General features: G+C 66.1%; 15 protein-coding genes. 9 read left to right on the top strand and 6 right to left on the bottom strand.

The features are described from left to right. Positions 1-295: 295 nt before the first annotated feature. From smc to ABID37_RS16545, 3 genes are all read right to left on the bottom strand, one after another. Positions 296-3,754: a chromosome segregation protein SMC gene (gene smc, locus ABID37_RS16555; RefSeq protein WP_354196722.1), complete on the bottom strand. Its 3,459-nt coding sequence runs from the start codon at positions 3,752-3,754 to the stop codon at positions 296-298. Positions 3,755-3,838: 84 nt separating this feature from the next. Next, positions 3,839-4,531: a DsbA family protein gene (locus ABID37_RS16550; protein WP_354196783.1), complete on the bottom strand. Its 693-nt coding sequence runs from the start codon at positions 4,529-4,531 to the stop codon at positions 3,839-3,841. A gap of 138 nt (positions 4,532-4,669) precedes the next feature. Next, entirely contained in the window at positions 4,670-5,173 is a 504-nt protein-coding gene (locus ABID37_RS16545) for a DUF721 domain-containing protein (protein WP_354196720.1), read from the bottom strand. Positions 5,174-5,234: 61 nt separating this feature from the next. Between ABID37_RS16545 and mutY the strand changes: the two genes are divergently transcribed. After that, positions 5,235-6,326 (top strand): A/G-specific adenine glycosylase, encoded by a 1,092-nt coding sequence (gene mutY, locus ABID37_RS16540; RefSeq protein ID WP_354196718.1) that lies wholly within the window; start codon positions 5,235-5,237, stop codon positions 6,324-6,326. A gap of 4 nt (positions 6,327-6,330) precedes the next feature. Beyond that, positions 6,331-6,939, top strand: coding sequence for an HAD family hydrolase (locus tag ABID37_RS16535; protein ID WP_354196716.1), 609 nt, complete (start codon positions 6,331-6,333; stop codon positions 6,937-6,939). A gap of 1 nt (position 6,940) precedes the next feature. Here ABID37_RS16535 and ABID37_RS16530 read toward each other — a convergent pair whose 3' ends face one another. Further along, positions 6,941-8,086, bottom strand: coding sequence for a site-specific DNA-methyltransferase (locus ABID37_RS16530; RefSeq protein WP_354196714.1), 1,146 nt, complete (start codon positions 8,084-8,086; stop codon positions 6,941-6,943). Positions 8,087-8,252: 166 nt separating this feature from the next. Between ABID37_RS16530 and ABID37_RS16525 the strand changes: the two genes are divergently transcribed. After that, on the top strand, positions 8,253-8,942 hold the full coding sequence (locus ABID37_RS16525; RefSeq protein ID WP_354196712.1) for an HAD family hydrolase: 690 nt from the start codon (positions 8,253-8,255) through the stop codon (positions 8,940-8,942). A gap of 48 nt (positions 8,943-8,990) precedes the next feature. Here the strand turns inward: ABID37_RS16525 and ABID37_RS16520 are convergent, their stop codons facing one another. Further along, a complete protein-coding gene (locus ABID37_RS16520) occupies positions 8,991-9,677 on the bottom strand; it encodes a hypothetical protein (protein ID WP_354196710.1) in 687 nt (228 codons plus the stop codon). Positions 9,678-9,793: 116 nt separating this feature from the next. Here ABID37_RS16520 and thrC point away from each other — a divergent pair, with 116 nt between their 5' ends. From thrC to ABID37_RS16500, 4 genes are all read left to right on the top strand, one after another. Further along, positions 9,794-11,185 carry a threonine synthase gene (gene thrC, locus ABID37_RS16515; RefSeq protein WP_354196708.1) on the top strand — a complete coding sequence of 464 codons (1,392 nt, stop codon included), beginning with the start codon at positions 9,794-9,796 and terminating at the stop codon, positions 11,183-11,185. A gap of 116 nt (positions 11,186-11,301) precedes the next feature. After that, positions 11,302-12,594 (top strand): M16 family metallopeptidase, encoded by a 1,293-nt coding sequence (locus ABID37_RS16510; RefSeq protein WP_354196706.1) that lies wholly within the window; start codon positions 11,302-11,304, stop codon positions 12,592-12,594. A 15-nt stretch (positions 12,595-12,609) separates the two neighbouring features. Next, positions 12,610-13,197, top strand: a complete 588-nt coding sequence (locus ABID37_RS16505; RefSeq protein ID WP_354196704.1) for a GNAT family N-acetyltransferase — start codon at positions 12,610-12,612, stop codon at positions 13,195-13,197. Between the two features lie 65 nt (positions 13,198-13,262). Beyond that, positions 13,263-16,100 (top strand): EAL domain-containing protein, encoded by a 2,838-nt coding sequence (locus ABID37_RS16500; protein WP_354196781.1) that lies wholly within the window; start codon positions 13,263-13,265, stop codon positions 16,098-16,100. Positions 16,101-16,114: 14 nt separating this feature from the next. Here ABID37_RS16500 and ABID37_RS16495 read toward each other — a convergent pair whose 3' ends face one another. Then, on the bottom strand, positions 16,115-16,726 hold the full coding sequence (locus tag ABID37_RS16495; protein ID WP_354196702.1) for a YqgE/AlgH family protein: 612 nt from the start codon (positions 16,724-16,726) through the stop codon (positions 16,115-16,117). Positions 16,727-16,859: 133 nt separating this feature from the next. Between ABID37_RS16495 and ABID37_RS16490 the strand changes: the two genes are divergently transcribed. Both ABID37_RS16490 and ABID37_RS16485 read left to right on the top strand, forming a co-directional pair. Next, positions 16,860-17,690 (top strand): protein-disulfide reductase DsbD domain-containing protein, encoded by an 831-nt coding sequence (locus ABID37_RS16490; protein WP_354196700.1) that lies wholly within the window; start codon positions 16,860-16,862, stop codon positions 17,688-17,690. A gap of 71 nt (positions 17,691-17,761) precedes the next feature. After that, on the top strand, positions 17,762-18,247 hold the full coding sequence (locus ABID37_RS16485; RefSeq protein ID WP_354196699.1) for a peroxiredoxin: 486 nt from the start codon (positions 17,762-17,764) through the stop codon (positions 18,245-18,247). Positions 18,248-18,257 lie beyond the last annotated feature (10 nt).

The following is an 18,257-nucleotide window of genomic DNA, read 5'->3' as shown; positions in this document are numbered from 1 at the left end:
GTCCAAAACGTCCCTACCCCCAGGGACCGACTTTCCGCAGGGCAGCCAAAACAACATCGCCCGCCAACACCGTAAACACTCATTCACTAGAAAAAGTTCAACATCAAATTATTACAATCGGGATTGTCCGAACCGAATGTCGCATTATCGACAGTTACGCGACTGCAAACACCTTTCATATCAGCGCGATAAGTCGGAAGCGTCAATCGCGCCGAACAAGAACGATATCAGCTTTGCACAGAACGTGATCGCCAAATGCCTGAGAACTACTACAGGTTGTAGTTGAATTATTCTCTCAACCCGCCTCACGCAGGGCCTCGGCCTCCTGCAGGTCGACCGATACGAGCTGGCTCACGCCTTGCTCCGCCATGGTCACCCCGAACAGGCGATCCATGCGGGCCATGGTGATCGGGTTGTGGGTGATGACGACGAAGCGCGTCTCCGTCGACGCCGACATCTCGTCCATCAGGTTGCAGAACCGCTCGACATTGTGGTCGTCCAGCGGCGCGTCGACCTCGTCCAGCACGCAGATCGGCGCCGGATTGGTGAGGAAGACGGCGAAGATCAGCGACATCGCCGTCAGCGCCTGCTCGCCGCCCGAAAGCAGGGTCATGGTCTGCGGCTTCTTGCCGGGCGGACGGGCGAGAATCTCAAGCCCCGCCTCCAGCGGATCGTCGGATTCAATGAGCTGCAATTCGGCCGTGCCGCCGCCGAACAGATGCGCGAACAGGCGCTGGAAATGGCCGTTGACCACCTCGAAGGCAGCCAGCAGGCGCTCGCGCCCCTCGCGGTTGAGGCTCTGGATCGCCTGCCGCAGCTTGCGGATCGCCTCGATGACGTCGTCGCGCTCGGAAACTATGGTTTCCAGCCGCCCGGCAAGCTCGCGCTGCTCTTCCTCGGCGCGCAAATTGACCGCGCCCAGCCGCTCGCGCTCGATCTTCAGCCGTTCCAGCGTGCGTTCGACATTGCCCATGTCCGGCATCGGGTCGTCCGGCTGTAAGCCGGTGTGGCGGATGACCAGATACGGCGGCGTGTTCAGCGCCTCCTGAATGCGCGCCTCGACCTCCTGCCGCCGTTCGTCGGCCGCTGTCAGCCGTTCCTCGGCGCGGGCGCGCGCCTCGCGGGCTTCGGCCAGCCCCTGAATGGTGGCCGTCGCGGCCTTGTCCAGTCCGGCCTGCCGGTTTTCGGCCTCCTGAAGACGGTCGGCGGCATCCTTGCGCTGCGCTTCGGCACGCGAAAGCTCGGACAGCAGCGCGCGACGGCGCTGGTCGAATTCATCCGGCGCGTCGGCCAGCGCCTCGCGCTCCTCGAGCGCTTCGGCGCGCCGTTCATGCAGGGCGCGGATATGGCTGTCGGCATTCTCGGCCCGTATCAGCCAGTTGCGACGCTCGCCCTCGATCGCCTGAAGCCGGCGCGACCGGGCTTCCGCCTCACGGCTGAGGCCGTCATGCACGGCACGGGCGTCGGCAAGGGCGGCACGATCGTCCGACACGATTGCTGCGGCCTGTTCCAGCCGAAGCTGCAGATCGCCCGGATCGGGCGCATCGCGCAGCGCCTCCTCGGCTTGCCCATGCAGCGCCGAGGCTTCCTCCAGTTCTTCCATCAGCCGCTGGCGCGCATCCTCCAGCGCATCGCGGCGGCTGGCGATCTCGCCGGCGGCGCGCTCCGCCTGCGCCAGCGCGGTGCGGGCCCCGTCGAGCTGCGCCTGGGTCTCGCGCAACGCCTGCCGCGCGGTGCGCTCGGCCTCGGCATGGGTGCGGATCGACGCTTCCGCCGCGGCCAACACCTCTTGCGCCGCCCGTACGGCCCGCGTCGCGGCAATCGCCTCCGCATCGAGTTCAGCCAGCCGGTTCTTCTGTTCCAGCCGAAGGGCTGCCGCCGTGGGCGCATCGGCGCTGGCGGTGAACCCGTCCCAGCGCCACAAGGCGCCTTCACGCGTCACCAGCCGCTGGCCGGGCGCAAGCGACGGCTGGAGGACCGGTCCTCCCGCCGCATCCACAATGCCGATCTGCGCCAGCCGACGTGCCAGTTGGCCCGGCGCGCGCACCACCGAGGCAAGGCTTCGCACGCCCTGCGGCAGCGCCGGATCGCTGTCCGAAGACGCGACATCGCCCCAATGCACCGGCGCGCTGCGGTCCAGCGGCACGTCGAGATCCTCGCCCAAGGCCGCGCCCAGCGCGGTCTCGAAGCCGCGCTCGACGGTGATCTGCTCCAGCACGGCCGGAAACAGGTCACCGCCGCCGGCATTGAGCATCTTCGCCAGCGTGCGCGCCTCGGTCTCGATGCGGGCCAGTTCCGCCCGCGCATCCTGCAACGGGCCGCGCGCGGCATTTTCGGCCTCTCGCGCCTCGGCAACCGCCTGCTCGGACGCTTCGACAGCCGCTTCAGCCTCTTCCAGAGCCGCCTCGGCCTGCTCGACCAGAAGCCTCTTCTCGGCCGGATCGGCCAGGCCGGAGATGCGCGCCCCGATCTCCGACAGCTCGCGGTCCATCTCGCCGAGCTGGCGCGCGAAGCGGTCGCGGCGTTCGCCGGCTTCGCGCAGCGAACGCTCGGCCTGATTGCGGGAAGCGGCGGCTTCCGCGCGCTCGGCGGTCAGCCGCGCCAGCTTTTCCTCGCTGTGGCCAAGCGTTTCGGCGGCGGCCTCGAACGCCGCGCGCGTCGCCGCCTCGCGCTCGGCGGCGCCCGCATTCTCCTCGTTGAGAAGCGCTTCCTCCTCGGCAAGCCGCTCCAGAACGTCGGCGTTCTCGGCCACCATGCGCTCCTCGCGGGCGATGTCGGCGTCGAGCTGCTCGAGGCGGCGATCGAGTTCGGACTGGCGCGAGCGGATGCGCTTCGCCTCCTCCTCGAGCTGGGCGCTGGCGATGGACAGGCGCTGGAACGCGGCGGCCGCGGCGGCTTCGACCTCGCGCAGCTCCGGCAGCTTGTGAGCGCCAATGGCCTGTTCCTTGGCGGCATTCATCTGGGCGGCGGCGCGATCGCCGACCAGCGACGTCGCCTCGGCCAATGCCGAACGCGCCTCGCCCTCCTGTGCCTTGGCGGCGCTCCAGCGCAGGTGCAGAAGCGTCGCCTCGGCCTTGCGGATATCGGCGGACAGGTTCTTGAAGCGCGAGGCCTGCCGCGCCTGCCGCTTCAGGCTTTCGATCTGGCCTTCCAGCTCGCCGACCACATCGTCGAGCCGTTCGAGATTCTGCTCGGCGGCGCGCAGGCGCAGTTCCGCCTCATGGCGGCGCGTATGCAGGCCGGAAATGCCGGCAGCTTCTTCGAGCAGCGCGCGCCGTGCCTGCGGCTTGGCCTGGATCAGCTCGCCGATGCGGCCCTGCCCCACCATCGAGGGCGAGCGCGCGCCGGTCGACTGGTCGGCGAACAGAAGCTGCACATCCTTGGCGCGCGCTTCCTTGCCGTTGATACGGTAGACCGAGCCTGCCTCGCGCTCGATGCGGCGGGAAACCTGCAACTCGTCGGCGTCGTTGAAGACCGGCGGCGCGGTACGGTCGGCATTGTCGAGGAACAGCGTCACCTCGGCCGTGTTGCGGGCGGGGCGCGTGGAGGAACCGGAAAAGATCACGTCGTCCATGCCGGACGCGCGCATGTTCTTGTAGGAGCTTTCGCCCATCACCCAGCGCAGGGCCTCGACAAGGTTGGACTTGCCGCAGCCGTTCGGCCCGACGATGCCGGTCAGGCCGCGCTCGATGACGAATTCGCCGGGCTCGACGAATGACTTGAAGCCAAGCAGGCGAAGGCGCGAGAACTTCATGCGCGCCCTCGGTCAGGAACCGGGACGCCGTGCATCAGGGACGGCGGCGCGCCGATGGCGGGCCGCCCCGATGCTGCCGAGACGTCAAAGCAGCGGATCGATGACCGCCGAGATTTCGTCAATCGACAAAGCCCCCTTGTAGACTTTTCCGTTAATGATGAAGGTCGGCGTGGAGTCGATTTTGAATTCCTCCGCACCGCGCTTCTGGACAGCCCTCACTTGTTCAAGAAGATTCTGGTCCGTCAAGCAGGCGTTGAAGCTCTCCTGTGTAAAACCGGCAAGCTTGGCAAGCTGGAACATCGCGTCCTTGACGTTCTCTGCCGCCGCCCAGTTCTGCTGCTGCTTGAACAGCACGTCCACCATCGGGAAATAGTTGTCGCCGGCGCAGCGTGCCAGCATGAAGCCGGCCTCGGCGCGCGGATCGAAGGGGAATTCGCGCAGGATGAAGCGCACCTTGCCGGTGTCGACGTACTTCTTCTCCACCTCGGGATAAGTGTTGACGGCGAAATTGGCGCAGTGCGAGCAGGTCATCGAGGCATATTCGACCACCGTGACCTTGGCGTCGTCGCTGCCCTTGGCCTTGTCGGGCAAGGCGCCCGGCTTCAGCACCTCGGCCATGTCCAGCGTGCCGGAAGGTTGCGGCGCGGCGGAAGCGGCCGAGGCGGGCGCGGCGTTGGCGGCGGTGCTCTCCTGCCCGGAATCGCTACAGGCCGACAGGATGAGTCCTGCGGGCACCACGGCTAGGGAAGACAGGACAGTTCTGCGGGACAAGGTCATGCGAATCACCCGATTGTTTTTCGATTGTGCAACGTGAAGCCAAGTAAAAGCGAGAGTCGCGGCCAATTAAGGCATTCCGGTAGCCAAGCCAATCATCAAGCCGTGTCCGCATGATCACGAAAGCGCGATGGCGTCGCCTCAGCCCTGCTTCTTGCGGCCGAGTACGGTTTCACCCAGCCGTTCCAGCGCGGCACGCAGGCCTTCGTCCTCGATCTTGCCGACCGTGCGCGCCAGCTTCGCCTTTTCCGGCTCGGACAGGGGCCGCAGGGTTGGCGGCTTCTTGCGCGTCGTGCCCGTCAGCGGCTTCTGCACGATGCGGATGCGGCCGATGGCGGCGAAGCCGAGGAAGGCGTTGACGCGGCCGATGATTTCGCCGCTCTGGTGCTGGATGTGGAGCGCCGCCAGCCCTTCGCAGGCGATGACCAGAACCGCCGGCTCGAAGGGGTCTTCCTCGCGCATGCGGCGCGGCCACTGGATCTTCTCCGGCCGGCAGCTCGAAGCCAGCCGCTCGCCGACGATCTCTTCCCATGACTGGACGAGGCCCACCGATATGCCGGCGCGTTTGCGCAGCACCGGATCGAGGATGCCCGTTGCCAGATCGCTGACCGGAACGGGATTGCCCGCGAAGGGTTTCCCTGCCATGTGCGTACTCCAGCGACGAATTCTCGAACCTCAGGCACCGGAAACCGGCATTTCCCGATCAATGGCACCGCAGGACAAAAGCCGCAAGCCCGCCATCGCGGCCAGACTTCTGGAGTGGTACGACGCCCACCATCGCGAGCTGCCATGGCGGACAGGCCCCGCTGCGCTCGCGAAAGGCGAGCGGCCCGATCCCTACCGCGTCTGGCTCTCCGAGATTATGCTGCAACAGACCACGGTCGAGGCGGTGAAGTCCTATTTCAATGCCTTTGTCGGCCGCTGGCCGAGCGTTTCCGCGCTCGCTGCCGCCGCCAATGACGACATCATGAAGGCATGGGCCGGGCTCGGCTATTATTCGCGCGCCCGCAACCTGAAAGCATGCGCTGATCTCGTCGCCTCACGCGGCGCGGCGTTTCCCGATACGGAGGAAGGCCTGCGCGCCCTGCCCGGCATCGGCCCCTATACGGCTGCTGCCATCGCCTCCATCGCCTTCGACCGGCCCGCCGCCGTGGTGGACGGCAATGTCGAGCGTGTCATTTCCAGGCTGTTCCGCATCGAAACGCCGCTGCCTCAGGCTAAGACGGAAATCCGCGCTCTTGTGGAGCAGATGGTGCCGGCCGACCGGCCGGGCGATTTCGCGCAGGCGACGATGGATCTCGGCGCCACGATCTGCACGCCGCGCCGGCCGAAATGCATGTTGTGCCCGCTGCGCGAGGATTGCGACGCGCTCGCCGCCGGCGATCCCGAACTCTACCCGGTGAAGCTGGCGAAGCCCGAAAAGCCGACGCGCCAGGGGGCGGCCTTCGTCGCGATCCGCGCCGATGGCGCCGTGCTTTTGCGCAAGCGCCCCGAAAAGGGCCTGCTCGGCTGCATGACCGAGGTGCCCACCACCGCCTGGACCGCCAGACAAAACGGCGAAACCTCAGCGGCCGCCGCCCCCTTCCCGTCGCAATGGGAGCGGGCCGGGCAGATCACCCATGTGTTCACGCATTTCGCGCTGGAACTGGCCGTCTATCGCGCCGGCTTCCAAGGCAGCGCGCCGGCCGGCCATTTCTGGTCGCTGCCGCATGAGCTTGCCGGCGAGGCCCTGCCCACCGTCATGAAAAAAGCCATCGAGACGGCCATTCCCGGGGCAACGAAACGAAAGAAGGGATGAACGCATGGAAATCCGCCACATCGTTTTCGACATCGGCAAGGTGCTGGTCCACTACGACCCGGATATTCCGTTCAGCCGCATCATCCCGGACCCGGCGGAGCGCCGATGGTTCTTCGACAATGTCTGCACCAGCGCCTGGAACATCGAGCAGGATCGCGGCCGCTCGTGGGAGGAGGCAGAGGCGCTGCTGGTCGCCGAGCATCCGGCCCATGCCGACAACATCCGCGCCTTCCGCCGCCACTGGCACGAAATGGTGCCGCATGCCTATGACGACAGCGTCGCCCTTCTGGAACGGCTGGTTGCGGGCGGCCATGACGTGACCATGCTGACCAACTGGGCCGCCGACACGTTTTCGGAAGCGCGGGTCCGCTTTCCCTTCCTCGAAAAGCCGCGCGGCATCACCGTTTCCGGCGAAATCGGGCTGATCAAGCCCGACCGCGCCATCTACGATCATCACGCCGCCAGTTTCGGCCTCGAGCCGTCCGCCGCGCTGTTCATCGACGACAGCCAGAAGAATGTCGACGGCGCCATGGCCGCCGGCTGGCAGGCGGTGCTGTTCACCGATGCCCGCGCGCTCGAACGCGATCTCGCCGCGCGCGGAATCAGGATCTAGATCAGGCTCCGGCCTTCTCCATGCCGAGGCGCGCGATGCGACGCAGCTCGTCGATGGGGGTAAGGCCGCCGGCGCGCTCATAGTGCCAGAACGTCCAGCCGTTGCAGGCGTCGAGCCCCTGCACGCGCGCGCCCATCTTGTGGATCGAGCCGGCATCCTCGCCGATCGACAGCGTGCCGTCGGCGCGCACCTTGGCCGACCAGCGGCGCCTGGAATCCCACAGCGTGGTTCCGGCCTTCACCAGGCCCGTATCGACCAGGCTGCCGAAGGCCACGCGCGGCTCCGCGCGCTTGCCGGTCAGCACGGTCAGTTCGGTCGCGCCCAGCGGCTTCACCGCCTCGATGCGTTCCATGGCGGCGTCGATATAACCCTGCTCGCGCTCGATGCCGACGAAATGCCGGCCGAGGCGCTTGGCCACGGCCCCGGTGGTGCCGGAGCCGAAGAACGGATCGAGCACCACGTCGCCCGGCTTGGTCGAGGCCAGCATGACGCGCGCCAGAAGCGCCTCCGGCTTCTGGGTCGGATGCAGTTTCTCGCCCTTGGCGTCCTTCAGCCGCTCATTGCCGGTGCAGATCGGGAACAGCCAGTCGGAGCGCATCTGCACGTCCTCATTGGCCGCCTTCATGGCTTCGTAATTGAAGGTGTAGGCCTTGGCCTTGGCGTCGCGCGAGGCCCAGATCATCGTCTCATGCGCGTTCTGGAAGCGGCGGCCACGGAAATTCGGCATCGGGTTGGTCTTGCGCCAGACGATGTCGTTGAGGATCCAGAAGCCGAGATCCTGCATCTTCGCGCCGACCCGGAAGATGTTGTGATAGGAGCCGATCACCCAGATCGTGCCGCTCGGCTTCAGCACGCGGCGCGCGGCCAGCAGCCAGGCGCGGGTGAAGGCGTCATAAGCCTCGAAGCTCTCGAACTGGTCCCATTCGTCGTCCACGGCATCGACCTTCGACTGGTCGGGACGGTGCAGATCGCCATTGAGCTGGAGGTTGTAGGGCGGGTCGGCGAAGATGACGTCAACGGAGGCGTCGGGCAAACGGTTCATGGCCGCCACGCAGTCGCCCTTGAGGATCGTGTCCAGCCATTCCCCTGTCTGGGCCGGCTTCGAAGACACACCGGAAAACTCGCCGAGACGACGTACTGCAGACATTTGGCACACCCAGGATACGCGTTACTGTTTACTCGCCGTTATGGTTACCGATCAGCGTAAACAATCGGTGAAGCTTGCAGCGTGATTTGCGCGCCGGCGCACCTTGATGTATGCCCGCGCCACCGGTTGCCGGTGCCCCTTCCCCCAATTCGAACTGCGGACCTCCATGGACAAGCCAGACCTCATCATTTTCGACTGCGACGGCGTCCTGGTCGATTCCGAGATCATCGCCGCGCGCGTCGAAGCCGAGTTGCTGACCGAGGCCGGCTTCGAGATATCGGCGGAGGAACTGGCGCAGACCTATGCCGGCCTCACCTTCAAGGACATCTTGCTGCGCATCGAGGAAATCTCCGGCCTGCCCTTGCAGGCCACGCTGATCGACAAGGCCGAGGCGGCCGTGGACCGGCGGTTGCGGCAGGACGTGCGGGCCGTGAACGGCGTGCGCGAGGCCATCATGCAGGTTCCGTGGCCCTGCTGCATCTGCTCCAACTCGCCCAGCGACCGTATCCGCGCCATGCTGGAGAAGACCGGCATCCTGCCCCTGTTCAAGGGACCGGTCTTTTCCGCGCCCGAACTGCCGACCGGCAGGACAAAGCCGGCACCGGACGTGTTCCAGTACGCGGCCAAGGAATTCGGGGCCGATCCGGCGCGCACTTTCGTGATCGAGGATTCGGTGCACGGCATTGCCGGCGCGCGGGCGGCGGGCATGCGCGTCATCGGTTTCACCGGCGGCGCCCACAGCTATCCCGGCCATGCCGACGTGCTGATGGAGGCAGGCGCGGAGACGGTCATCCGCCGCTGGGCAGACCTGAAGGGCGTGCTCGACGCCCTGCTGCACTGGTCCGAGGAAGCCTGACAGCCGCAAACAAAAGGCCGCTTTGCAGCGGCCTTTTTCATGTGGTCATCAGCGCGGAATATCGGATTCCGAGGTGGTCGTGGCCGGTTGCGGCGCCGGCTGCGCGGCTGGAGCCGGGGCCGGACGCTTCCTGCGCACCACGCGCCTCGGCTGCTCCTCGGCCTTGGCCTTCGGCGGGCCTTCGTCATAGCCGACGAACACCTGGTAGTTGCGCGACGTCGGCTCGGGAACCGTCACATTGGGATCGTTGAACACGAACTGGGTGGCGGACGAGGTGCTGTTCACCTGCACCTTGTACTGGTGAAGCTGCGAATAGAGCACGTCGCTGCCGCGCGTCACCACCACGCGGATCGGCATGGTGATGGAACCGGCAGCGCCCTGCGGCCCGGGCACCACGCGGCCGGCGGCCGCGACATTCATGGTCAGTTGGCCGTTGCCGCGCTTGCAGTCGCGCGTCACCTCGCTGATCGAGGCCTGGTAGACGATCTTGCTCGGATCACCCTGCCCGCCCCGCGCATAGGTGTTGAAATAGGCGGTTCCCTCACGCAGCGTCAGCGTCGGGCAATAGGCCATCAACTCGCTGGCCAGCACCTTCTCGCCGGACGCGCTGGCTGCCTGATTGCCTTGCACCTTCAGCACATCGCCGCTGTTCGACTGGCACCCGGCTATCGCCAGCATCAGGCCGGAAAGAGCCAGGCCCGTGAAAAAGCGAAAATTCGATGTAGCAACCACCATGAAGTGCACTTCCCTCTCGCGACGGTGGTGTCCTATAGCAATCCGGCGGCGAAAATGCGACTGACGAAAGCGACAAATCCACACGCCCGCTGGCTGGAAACGACGGAATATTCTTCATGAACTACACAAGCACTCGCGGCGAAGCGCCTCGTCTCGGCTTTTCCGATGCCGTCCTTGCCGGGCTGGCGCGCGACGGCGGCCTTTACCTGCCGCAGGAGTGGCCGCGATTCTCGGCGGCCGAGATCCGCGCCATGCGCGGCCTGACCTATCAGCAGGTCGCGCTGCGCGTGCTGACGCCCTTCGTCGGCGGCGAGATCGCCGCTCCGGTTCTGGAGAAGCTGGTCAACGAGGCCTATGCCATCTTCCGCCACGAGGCGATCTGCCCGCTGGTGCAGCTCGGCCCGAACAGCTTCGTGCTGGAACTGTTCCACGGCCCCACGCTCGCCTTCAAGGACGTGGCCATGCAACTGCTGGCCCGCCTGATGGACCATGTGCTGACGGAACGCGACCAGCGCGCCACCATCGTCGGCGCCACGTCGGGCGACACGGGCGGCGCGGCCATCGAGGCCTTCGCCGGGCGCAGCCGCACCGACATCTTCATCCTGTTCCCCCACGGCAAGGTGTCGCCGGTGCAGCAGCGCCAGATGACGACCTCGACGGCCGACAATGTCCACGCGCTCGCCATCGAAGGCAATTTCGACGACTGCCAGGGACTGGTGAAGGAGCTGTTCAACGACCACGCCTTCCGCGACCGCGTGGCGCTGTCTGGCGTGAACTCGATCAACTGGGCGCGCATCATGGCCCAGATCGTCTACTACTTCACCTCCGCCCTGTCGCTCGGCGCGCCGGACCGCGCGGTCACCTTCACCGTGCCGACCGGCAATTTCGGCGACATCTTCGCGGGCTATGCCGCCAGGCGCATGGGCCTGCCGGTGGAAACGCTGACCATCGCCACCAACGACAACGACATCCTGGCCCGCACGCTGGCAACCGGCGAATACCGGATGCAGGGCGTGGTCGCCACGACCTCGCCCTCGATGGATATCCAGGTGTCGTCCAATTTCGAGCGCCTGCTGTTCGAGGCCTCGGGGCGCAATGCCGAAACGGTGCGGCGCTACATGAACGGGCTCCGGCAGTCCGGCGCCTTCACCATCGAGCGGCAGGAGATCGAGACGATCCGCGAGGGCTTCGACGCCGGCCGCTCCACGATGGACGAGACCGCCGAAACCATCCGCGCCACCCTTGCCGCCAATGGCTACCTGCTCGACCCGCATACGGCCACCGCCGTGCATGTCGCGGCGCAGAAGGGCGGATCGGCCACCCCCAACGTCATCCTCGGCACCGCCCATCCGGCCAAGTTCCCGGCCGCGGTCGAAGCGGCCAGCGGCATCGCTCCCGCCCTGCCCGCCTGGCTCTCCGGCCTGATGAGCGCAAAGGAAAACTACACAGTGCTTCCATCGGACAAAAAAATGTTGGAAGATCATATTTCCCGCCACACGCGGGCCTAGCGCATCGACCGGAAGGTGGAATCCGGTTTTCGGCCGGTGCTCTATCAAATTGTCAGATCGTCTTGCGTGCGCCGCCCCGGCCGCGCGGCGATCCACAGGTAGGGAGCCTGATCTATATGGGTGTTGAGGTAAGCCGTCTGTCGAACGGCCTGACAGTCGCCACCGAAACCCTTCCAAGCATGGATTCCGTCGCCCTCGGCGTCTGGGTCAAGTCCGGTGCCCGCAACGAGCGTGACGACGAGCACGGGATGGCGCACCTGCTCGAGCACATGGCCTTCAAGGGTACCGCCGAGCGCACCGCCTTCCAGATCGCGTCCGAGATCGAGAATGTCGGCGGCGAGATCAATGCCGCAACCAGCGTCGAAACCACGTCCTTCTACGCCCGCGTGCTGGCAGACGACGTTCCGCTGGCGGTCGACCTGCTGGCCGACATCCTCCAGAATTCCACCTTCGACCCGGAAGAGCTGGAGCGCGAGCAGAACGTCATCCTGCAGGAGATCGGCGCCGCCCACGACACGCCCGACGACGTCGTCTTCGACCGCTTCACCGAAACCGCCTTCCGTCACCAGACGCTCGGCCGCTCCATCCTCGGCACGCCGGAAACGGTCCTGTCGTTCAACTCGGCGCAGCTGCACCGCTTCATGCAGCGCGAATATGGCGCCGACCGCATGATCGTCGTCGCCGCCGGCGCCGTGAAGCATGACGATTTCGTGCGCGAGGTCGAGAGCAGGCTGGGCGGCTTCCGTCCGCATGCGCAGGGCGCCATCTCCCAATATGCGCAATATGTGGGCGGCGACTTCCGCGAGGACCGCGACCTCATGGATGCGCAGGTGATCCTCGGCTTCGAGGGCCGCGCCTATCACGTGCGCGACTTCTATGCCTCGCAGGTGCTGTCGATGATCCTCGGCGGCGGCATGTCGTCCCGCCTGTTCCAGGAAGTGCGCGAAAAGCGCGGCCTCTGCTATTCGGTCTATGCCTTCCACTGGGGCTTTTCCGATACCGGCATCTTCGGCGTCCATGCCGCCACCGGCCAGAACAACCTGGCCGAGCTGGTGCCGGTGATCGCCGGCGAATTGCAGAAGGCCGGCGAGGGCATCCTGCAGGAGGAGCTGGACCGCGCGCGGGCGCAATATCGCGCGGGCCTCATCATGTCGGGCGAAAGCCCCGCCAGCCGCGCCTCGCAGATCGCCCGCCAGCTCCTGCTGTTCGGCCGGCCGATCCCGAAGGAAGAACTCATGGAGCGCCTGTCGGCGCTGACCGTGGAGCGGCTGACCGACCTGTCCGGCCGGCTGTTCTCCACCAAGCCCACGCTGGCAGCGGTCGGCCCCGTCGGCACGCTGACGTCCTATGAGTCCGTCGTCGGTTCGCTGCCCTCCTCCACGGCGATGCCGCACCGGCTAGCCGTGTAAGCCTTCTCCGCAGCCGTGTTCGCCCTTCCCTTCATTCGCCGCGAGACGCGGGCACTGGAAGGCGAGAAGGTTCGGCTGCGCCTGCCGCAGATCGGCGACTACCGCGAATGGGCGGAGCTGCGCGCGGCCAGCCGCGCCTTCCTGGAGCCCTGGGAACCGCGCTGGATGCCGGACGAGTTGGAACGCACCGCCTGGCGCCTGCGCATCAACCACTATCGCCAGGACCATGCGCAAGGCTGCGCCATGGCCTTTTTCATCTTCGAGAAATGCCACGGCAAGCTGGCCGGCGGCATAACGCTCGGCAATATCCGCCATGGCGTCTCCAGGAGCGCCCAGATCGGCTACTGGATCGGCCAGCCCTATGGCGGGCAGGGCCTGATGACCGACGCGGTGAAGACGCTTTCGCGTTTCGCTTTCGGCGAGCTGAAGTTGCACCGGATCGAAGCTGCCTGTATTCCCGAAAACATTCGATCGGTCCGCGTGCTTGAAAAAGCCGGATTCCGGCGCGAAGGACTGCTGCGGTCTTACCTGAAGATCAATGGCATCTGGCAGGACCACTATCTCTATGCCCGCATCGTCGACGACGACCTGCCGGCTATGTGAATGAAGGACTGACTTTGACGATATCCCCGAAAGCGAGGTCGCTGCTGGCCGCCCTTCTCGCAGCCATGGCTCTCCTTTTCCAGCTTGCCGCAGCGCATGCGGTCGAACCGATCAAGATCGCGCGCGACGATGTGGCGCTGGACCTTTCCGGGGCCGTCGAAATCTACCGCAACCAGGGCGAGAACTTCCAGGTCTCCACCGCGCCCGGCCCGGACGGCATCGTGCGCCGCATCGAGGTCGAGGCCAACGACAACCGCTCGACCGGCGACTGGGCCGTGTTCGCACTCGCCAACACCACCGACCAGCAGATCGACAGGCTGATCGTCGCGCCGCATTTCAGGCTGGTCAATTCCGGCCTGTTCTGGCCCGACCTCGGCTCCACCCGCATCGCCGCCATCACGCCCAGCGAGGGCTTCGCGCTCGACCGGCAGGCAAGCCCCGACGCCGACGTCTTCCGCGTGACGCTCAATCCCGGCGCGGTGGTGACCTTCGTGGCCGACCTCGCTTCGCCCAAGCTGCCGCAGGTCTACCTGTGGGAGCCGGAAGCCTACAAGGATTCCATCAACTCCTACACGCTCTATCGCGGCATCGTCATCGGCATCGCCGGCCTGCTCGCCCTGTTCCTGACCATCCTGTTCGTGGTCAAGGGCACTTCCATGTTCCCGGCAACGGCCGCCCTTTCCTGGGCGGTGCTGGCCTATATCTGCGTCGATTTCGGCTTCCTCGCCAAGATCATCGAGATGTCGCCCGGCAACGAGCAGATATGGCGAGCGGGAACGGAGATCGGCCTTGCCGCGACATTCGTCGTGTTCCTGTTCACCTATCTCAACCTCAACCGCTGGCACGGCCATTTCAGCTACGGCGCGCTGGTGTGGATATTGTGCCTGGCGCTGATCGCCGGCATCGCCATCATCGATCCGCCGATCGCCGCCGGCATCGCCCGCTTCTCCTTCGCCGCCACCGCGCTGGTCGGCATCGGGCTGATCGTGCTCCTGGGCGTGCGCGGCTACGACCGCGCCATCATGCTGGTGCCAAGCTGGGTGATGGTGCTCCTGTGGCTCACCGGTTCATGGATGGCAGTGACCGGCCTGCTCGACAACGACATCGTGCAGCCGGCGCTGGGCGGCGGGCTGATCCTCATCATCCTGCTCATCGGCTTCACCGTCATGCAGCATGCCTTCGCCGGGGGTGCGCTGCATCAGGGCCTGTTCTCCGACATCGAACGGCAGGCGCTGGCCGTCATGGGCGCCGGCGACACCGTATGGGACTGGGACGTGCTGCGCGATCGGGTGGTCACCCGTCCCGACATCAGCACCCAGCTCGGCCTTGAGCCCAACAGCCTCGGCGGCCCGGCGCGCAACTGGCTTCCCGTCCTGCACGCCGACGACCGCGACGCCTTCCGCACCACGCTCGACATCGTGCTGGAGCACCGGCGCGGGCGCGTCGCCCAGCAGTTCCGGCTGCGCGGCGCCGACGGCCACTATCACTGGTTCGCGCTGCGCGCCCGCCCGGTGATCGGCTCCGACGGCGAGGTCATCCGTTGCGTCGGCACCATGATCGACGTCACCGAGCACAAGAAGGCGGAGGAACGCCTGCTGCACGATGCCGTGCACGACAACCTCACCGGCCTGCCCAGCCGTGAGCTGTTCATGAACCGGCTGGAGGCCGTGATCGCGATAGCTCGCACCGAGGAGAAGGTACGGCCGACCGTATTCGTCATCGACATCGACCGCTTCAAGCAGGTCAATGACGGGCTGGGCATCTCGGCCGGCGACACCATCCTGCTCACCATCGGGCGGCGCCTGCACCGGCTGCTGAAGCCGCAGGATTCGCTGTCGCGCTTCGCCGGCGACCAGTTCGCGCTGATGCTGCTTTCCGAACAGGAGCCGGCGCGCATCGCCGCCGTGGCCGATGCCATCAGGCACGCCATCAGCGCGCCGATCACCTTCGCCAAGCGCGAGATCGTGCTGGCCGCCTCGATCGGCCTGATCACCTGGACATCGGACCAGACTTCGGCCGAGGACATGGTCAAGGATGCCGAACTGGCGCTGCATCAGGCCAAGCGCTTCGGCGGCGACAGGATCGAGCCGTTCCGCCCCTCCTTCCGCACCGTCGGCACCGACAAGCTACAGTTCGAATCCGACCTGCGGCGCGCCATCGAGCGCAAGGAACTCACCCTTGCCTACCAGCCGATCGTGCGGCTGGAAGACAACAGCATCGCCGGCTTCGAGGCCCTGATGCGCTGGGAGCATCCGCGCCGCGGCATGATCCCGCCGGCCGATTTCATCCCGGTAGCGGAAAATTGCGGGCTGATCGTGCCGCTCGGCCTGTTCGCCATGCAGAAGGCCGCCGAGGACCTCGTTTCCTGGCAGAAGCAGATCGGCGACGTTCCGCTCTCGGTCTCGGTCAACCTGTCCAGCCGCCAGCTCATCCGTCGCGACCTGGTCAGCGACGTGCGCTCCATCCTCGCGCGCGCCAACCTCAAGGCGCGCTGCTTCCGGCTGGAACTCACCGAATCCCTGGTGATGGACAATCCCGAGCAGACCGCCCATGTGCTGAACAAGCTGAAACGCCTCGGCATCGGCCTGTCGCTCGACGATTTCGGCACCGGCTATTCGTCGCTCGCCTACCTCACCCGTTTCCCCTTCGACACCATCAAGATCGACAAGAGCTTTGTCGACGACACCACGCCCAAGCGCACCATGCTGATCAAATCCATGGTCAACATGGCGCATGAGCTGGGGCTTTCGGTGGTCGCGGAAGGCGTGTCGGATCAGAGCGACGCGCTGGAACTGCGCCAGATCGGCTGCGAATATGTGCAGAGCTTCATGTTCGGCCCGCCGGTCGGCGGCGACCAGGTCATCAAGCTGCTGAAGGAACAGTACCCGCTCGCGCAGGCCTGACAGCCCGCAACGGATCAGGCGTGGCCGGCGCTTGAGCTCAGGTGGGCGATGTCGATGCCGATCGAGGCGAGGATGCGATCGTATTTGCTCTCGATGTCGGCATCGAAAAGCAGTTCCGGCGTGGCCGGGCAGGTCAGCCAGCCATTCTGGGCGATCTCGGTTTCGAGCTGGCCGGCGCCCCAGCCGGAATAGCCGAGCGCCATCAGCGCCCGGCGCGGGCCGCGCCCGGTGGAGATGGCCCGCAGGATATCCACCGTCGCCGTGAGGCAGATGTTCTGGGCGACGTTGAGCGAGGACTCGACGCGGTAGTCTCCCGAATGCAGCACGAAGCCGCGGCTGCGGTCGACCGGGCCGCCATTGCGGATCACCAGATCGCGCGCCGGCGGCGGCAGGCGGATCGCCTCCTGCTCGTTCATGATGCCGAGTTGCACGAGAAGGTCAGGGAACAGGATCTGCTGGGTTTGGTTGATGATCAGCCCCATCGCGCCCTCTTCGCTGTGGGCGCAGACATAGATGACCGAGCGCGCGAAGCGGTCGTCCTTCATGCCGGGCATGGCAATGAGGAACTGGTCTTCGAGGAAACCGCCGCGCCCCGAGTCCGCGTTCTTGCCGGACAAAATATCCATGGAAGGAAAGTTAGCGCGTTTCCGCAGCACTTGAAAGATGGGGCAATGTCGCGCCGGCCTCGCCGCGATCAAGCCATGCGACAGGTGCTCACGCAAAAATGATGGCCGGCTTACGCCGAAAGTGGTTGCAGCCATGGCGCGAGAAGATCAAATCGGGCCCATGCGCAGCCTGTCGATCCTTCCGGCCCTGTTGATTGCCGCCACGCTGTCCGGTCCGCCCGCCCATGCCGCCTCGTCCGACTGGCATGTCAGCGAGGGGGGCCGCATCCGCATCGTCACCGCGAACCAGCCGGATGCCGGCGGAAACCTGCGCGGCGTGCTGCAGATCGAGTTGAAGCCCGGCTGGAAGACCTACTGGCGCGACCCCGGCGACAGCGGCGTGCCGCCGCAGATCATGGTCGATGGCCCCGAGGTCCGGCAGGCGGAACTCTCCTTTCCCGCCCCGACGCGCCATGACGACGGCTATTCCGAATGGGCGGGCTATGACAGTTCCGTGCTGTTGCCGATCCAGTTCACGCTGGCCGGGCATCACCAGCCGGCCACGATCGCCGCGAAGGTGATGATCGGCATGTGCGAGAGGATCTGCATACCCGTGCATGCCGATCTCGTCGTCGATCCGGACCGGTCTTCGCAGCAGGTGGTGGAAGAGGCCATGGTGCACAACGCCCTGGCCGCCCTTCCCGCCCCGGCCTCGCCCGGCTTCGAGGCCAGCATCGCCACGGCTTCGGACGACACGCTCACCGTGGAGGCCACGCTGCCCGAGGACGCCAGATCGGCCGAGCTGTTCCTTGCCGGCGAGGGTGGCTACGCCTTCGCCACCCCGGTTGCCAAGCCTGCGGACGGCAAGCTGGTGTTCGAGGTGCCGGTGGTGGCGAAGCCTGCGCACAAGCCGGACGGACAGGGCCTGCCCTATACGCTGACATCGTCCGCCGGCGCGGTTTCAGGCTTCCTGCCCTATCCCTGACCGCGCTCATTGCGGCGGCAGGCATAGTCCGCTATCGCTGTCGCGTCCCTTTGATTTGGTGAGGAATTGCAATGACGATCTCTGTTGGCGACAACCTGCCTGAAGCCACCCTGAAGACGATGACCGCCGACGGCGCCAAGGAAGTGACGACGGCCGAGGTCTTTGCCGGCAAGAAGGTCGTCCTGTTCGGCGTGCCCGGCGCCTTCACGCCCACCTGCAACAACAACCACCTGCCGGGCTACCTGGAAAACAACGACGCCATCCGCGCCCGGGGTGTCGACACCATCGCCGTGGTCGCCGTCAACGACCCCTTCGTGATGGGCGCCTGGGAAAAATTCACCGGCGGCGAGGGCAAGATCCTCTATCTGGCCGATGGCAGCGGCACCTTCGTCAAGGCGCTCGGCCTCGACATCGACCTCAGCGGCGCCGGCATGGGCCTGCGCTCCAAGCGCTTTTCCATGATCGTCGACGACGGCAAGGTGGTCGCGCTCAACATCGAGCCGGTCCCCGGCAGGGCCGACGAGACCGCGGCGGCAAAAATTCTCGAACAGCTTTGACGGCAGGGGC

Origin of the sequence: Aquamicrobium terrae (assembly GCF_040545735.1) — a bacterium.
In the GTDB taxonomy this organism is placed as follows: domain Bacteria; phylum Pseudomonadota; class Alphaproteobacteria; order Rhizobiales; family Rhizobiaceae; genus Mesorhizobium; species Mesorhizobium terrae_A.
This window is presented reverse-complemented; position numbering and strand designations above follow the sequence as displayed.